The organism is Frankia sp. AgPm24 (assembly GCF_023243055.1).
In the GTDB taxonomy this organism is placed as follows: domain Bacteria; phylum Actinomycetota; class Actinomycetes; order Frankiales; family Frankiaceae; genus Frankia; species Frankia umida.
On sequence record NZ_JALKFW010000039.1, the window covers coordinates 1 to 4,392 of the forward strand.

Annotated in this window: 3 protein-coding genes; all 3 read left to right on the forward strand. The window is 74.0% G+C overall.

All coding sequences use genetic code 11. The annotated features are described in order from the left end of the window. Nucleotides 1-262 precede the first annotated feature (262 nt). The 3 genes from MXD61_RS05415 (at nucleotide 263) to tatB (ending at nucleotide 4,320) form a co-directional block, all read left to right on the forward strand. Nucleotides 263-469, forward strand: coding sequence for a hypothetical protein (locus MXD61_RS05415; RefSeq protein WP_248811744.1), 207 nt, complete (start codon nucleotides 263-265; stop codon nucleotides 467-469). A 560-nt stretch (nucleotides 470-1,029) separates the two neighbouring features. Beyond that, nucleotides 1,030-3,636: a trypsin-like peptidase domain-containing protein gene (locus MXD61_RS28330; RefSeq protein ID WP_248811745.1), complete on the forward strand. Its 2,607-nt coding sequence runs from the start codon at nucleotides 1,030-1,032 to the stop codon at nucleotides 3,634-3,636. 66 nt (nucleotides 3,637-3,702) lie between these two features. Continuing rightward, nucleotides 3,703-4,320: a Sec-independent protein translocase protein TatB gene (gene tatB / locus MXD61_RS05425; RefSeq protein ID WP_248811746.1), complete on the forward strand. Its 618-nt coding sequence runs from the start codon at nucleotides 3,703-3,705 to the stop codon at nucleotides 4,318-4,320. Nucleotides 4,321-4,392: the final 72 nt, after the last annotated feature.

Below are 4,392 nucleotides of genomic sequence, written 5' to 3' on the forward strand. Positions count from 1 at the left end.
GGGGGGGGGGGGGGGGCGGCCCCCCCCGCCGCCGGGGGCGGGGGGCGCGCCCCCCCGGGGGCGGGGGGGGGGCCGCGCCCCCCCCCCCGCCGGGCGAGCCCGGGGCTCCCACCGGCCGCTGCCACCGCCGATGGTCAGCCGGTCGAGAGGCTCCGCGCCGCGGCCCGACATCGCCGGTCGTTCTGGGCCGCGGCGGCCGAACCCGGCCGAACGTGGCCGCCGGCCGCTGCTGGCGCGTCCCACCGGACCGCGCCGATCCACCGTGCGGCGGACCCTGCTGGGTTCCGCGGCCCTGCTGGTGCTCGCCATGACCGGTACCGCGGTCGGGGATGTCGGCGGGAGCACACGTCCTGGTGGGTCCGTGGCGGTACCGACCGTGTCGAGCGTGGTCGCGCCCGGGCCGGCCGCCGGCGGCTCCCTGCGGCTGATCCCGATGTTCTCGCCGATGCGGGTGTCGTTCCGTCGCTGATCGCTGATCAGTAATCGTTGTTGATGTTGACAGGTCCCTGTCGCGCAGTGCTGATCATTGTGCCGGCGACGTTCTTTTTGTTCACCTCGACTGCACGCGCCGGAAACATGAAGTGCGCGAAGGCGATCTCCGCCGGCGTGTCCGGTTCGGTCGAGAGAGTCGTTGCTTTCTCCCTCGCAACCGTTGCCGCAGTCGTTGTCGTCGTTGTCGTAATGGTGGTTGACAGTGCGCCTTGGGTGGTGGGGTGGGGGCGTCTGCATGGGGGAGTCCGGGGGCCTGCTGCCGGACGCCCCCGCCGTGGATGCCCAGCCGATCAGGCATTCGCTGCTGTCCCACCGGCGCCGAGCGCGATTACCCGGGGGCAGGAGAAGTCTTTTTCGGCCAGTTCTGTGGGAGGGGGCTCCTCTATCTCGCGGTAAGGCTTTACCGTGTTACCCGCTCGGGGTCGTTGCGTGGGCCTTCCAGGACGGAACTGGTTGCCGGTGTTCCACCGTGCCCTGCGACGCGCCGAGCCGGGAGGTCGTGTGGAAGGCAGCGCCAGCGAGGCGACGATCGCGAGTGTGAACAGGCTCGAGCCCCCGATGAGACCTCGGGGCCTCGAACGGTCCTCGCCGATCGCTGCCCGCCCGCCCACGTCCGACCTGCCCGTCGCGGATCAGTCGACCCGCGACGAACCCGGCACGGACATCTCCGGGAAGGCGCCGGCCGGCGACGCCTCCCGCCTCACCGCCGAACACCCCACCGCCGAACACCCAGCGGCCCAACCCCTCGCGGCCCAACCCCTCGCGGCCCAACCCCTCGCGGCCCAACCCCTCGCGGCCCAACCGCGGCGGCTCGGCGACCGGATCACCGACGGTCGCCGCGGCGGTCCGGGCGTCCGCGCGGAGACGACCATTCCATCGACCTCGGCGCGGATGCCGCAGAATCCACCGCCCGACCTCCCACGTATCTCCTCGCCCGCGGCGTCCGCACCGCCCGCTGCCGCCGCGCCGGTCGACGGTGCCGATTCCGCGGCACCGTCGGGTCCGCCTCCCCGCTTCGCGCCCGCTGAGCGGCCCGCGTCGCCACCGCGTCCAGGGGGCACGACCGAGACGGCGGGCCTGCCGCTGCAGACCCAGGCCCGGCCGGCCCCGGAGCCTTTGCCCGCCGGGCAACCGGCCACGGGGCGGCAGGCCAGCCCTCGGTCGCCGGCTCGCCCGCCGGTTCTGCCACCGGGGGAGGACCGGGCGCGCCCGGCCTCGGGTGCGCGTCATGGCCGTCACTCCGGCCGTGTCACGGGCGGTGCCGCGGTGCCCGGCGTTGACAGCGGTGAGCACCATGTCGGCAACCGTCATCCAGGAGAGCGGCCAACCAGCGAGCGGCCAACCAGCGAGCGGCCAGGCGGCGAGCGGCAGGTGGGTGACCGGCCAGGCGGTGAGCGGCATTCCCGTCCTGGCCGGGTGTGGAGTCTGCGCGCCAGCGCGGATCGGGTGGCTCCGGGCATGGTTCGGGCGGCCATCGGCGTCGCCGGCAGCCTCGGCGGCAGAGCCACCGCGACCGGTGGCAGAAACGCGGGCACGGGCGCGAGCCGGGTGGAACGGCCCGCCGTCACCCAGGCGGCTACATCGACGACGGGCGGGGCGGCGCCCGCCGCGCCGGTGGCGAGGTCGACGCGTCCGGCTGTCCCGCCGGTGACGAGCACCGCACCGGCGACCGGCGGCGGGCTGTCAAGCTCGCCCGGAGCAGCGTCGGGACGGGCGTTGCCCGCTGTTTCCCGGCCGTCGGATTCCCCGCCGTCGGAGCAGGCCGGCCGGGCCGGGTCGGTGACAACGCTCGAGCCAGTGGCCCGCCGCGGCGGCTCGGCGGGACGGCCCACCGCGCCGGTCCGGTCGCGTGCCGGCGCCCGGGCGGTGGGACAGCGGTCGGACGGTTCCGCGCATCCGGCACCGTCCGCTGCCTCTGACGGCCCGCGAGGTGACGCCGGGCTCCCGGAGCCGGCACGCGTCGACGGTGCCGACGACGAGGCGACCTCCGGGCGTGCCGGCGGGCTCGCCGAACGGGTCGGTGGCCGGCCCGTTCAGGTGGGCCTGCGGGTGCTGGTGGCCTGCCTGGTCGCGGCGGCGCTGGTGGGCGGCGTGGTCAGTGGCCTGCTGGTGGTGATCACCACCGGTGATCCCAACGTCGAGCCGGTGAGGACGCTCGGGGTGGGTAACCCGGCACCGGTCACCGATCGGCGCAGCGTGGCCGCGATCGCGGCGGCGATGCTCCCGACTGTGGTCACCATCGACGTCGGCGGTGACGCGGCGGACGGCGGCGACACCGGCTCGGGTGTGATCCTCAGCTCGGACGGTTACATCCTGACGAACAATCATGTGATCGCACCGGCGATCGCGGCCGGGTCGCCGATCACGGTCACCCGCTACCAGGAGTTCAACCGTATCCAGGCCCAGGTCGTCGGACGCGATCCGCAGACCGATCTCGCGGTGCTGCGTGTTCCGGCCAGCACGCCGCTACCGGCGGCCACGCTGGGCCAGTCGGGTTCGCTCGTGGTCGGGGCACCCGTCGTCGCCATCGGCGCACCGCTCGGGCTGTCGGGCACCGTGACCACCGGTGTGGTCAGCGCGCTCGACCGCAACCCGCCGGTGCCGGCGACGGACGGTGCGGCCCCGACCGTGCTGATCGGGGCGATCCAGGTGGACGCCGCGCTCAACCCGGGTAACTCCGGCGGTCCGCTGCTCGACTCTCTCGGCCAGGTGGTCGGGATCAACGCCGCGATCGCCGCGGTGCCCGGGCGCGAGGACCAGGGGCAGAGCGGCAGCATCGGGGTGGGCTTCGCCATTCCGATCGACTTCGCCCGCTCGGTGGCACAGGAGATCATCTCGACCGGGCGTGCGACGCACCCCTACGTGGGTGCGGCCACCGCGACCATCACCGACGGTGAGGCGCAGGCGTCCGACGGGGTGCCCGGAGCGCGGGTGATCGCCGTGACGCCGGATGGGCCGGCGGCGCGGGCTGGTCTGCGCGCCAACGACGTGATCACCAAGCTGGAGGTGAGCGCCATCCGTGGGACCAACGATCTCAACGTCGCGGCGCGGCTGCACCGGGTCGGCGACAGGATCTCGGTCACCTATGTGCGTGGCGGTGCGACCAGAACCACCCAGCTGACACTCCAGGAACAACCGGGTTGAGTTCCTGGCCCCCGCTCGTTGCCTGGTCGAACCTCGCGGTGACATCGGGCGGGGTACGCTCGGCTGGTGTTCAACGGTGTCGGTTGGGGTGAAGTCGCCGTCCTGCTGGTGATCGGGCTGTTCGTCTTCGGCCCCGATCGGCTGCCCAAAGCCGCCCGGGACGCCGGCCGCATGTTGCGCCAGTTGCGCCAGACGGCCACGGGGATGCGCAACGACCTGCGGTCCGAACTCGGCCCCGAGTTCGACGATCTCGACATCCGGGATCTGCATCCCAAGACGTTCGTCCGCAAGCACCTGTTCGACGACGAGCCGCTGCCGCCGTATCTCACCAAGCGCACCTCGCTCGACGCGCTGCTGCTGGCCGAGGACACTGCGACCCCGTCGCTGACCAAGTCGCCGTCGCTGGGTCGCGCACCATCCCTGCCCGCGGCCTCGGTCACCCCCGCCCCGCCGGTGCCGGCCGTGCCGCCCGCCGCCGCGTCGCAGCCGCCGGTCGGTGCCGACGCCGGTGGCGCTGTCGGCGCGCAGCCGGCGGTCGTCTCGCCGCTGCTGTCAAAGGCCGCCGGGGCGAAGGGCACGGGGGCGAAGGCCACCGCGCCGCGGGGCGTGCCCACGCACCAGGTCTCCGCGGGCGCGACCCCACCGCCGGCCCCCAGCATCCCGTTCGACTCGGACGCCACCTAGTGCAGCGCCTCAGTAGTTCCTTTCCGGCGCCTGGTCACGGTGAGTGATGTCAAGCGGCGGCCGGTAGGGCGT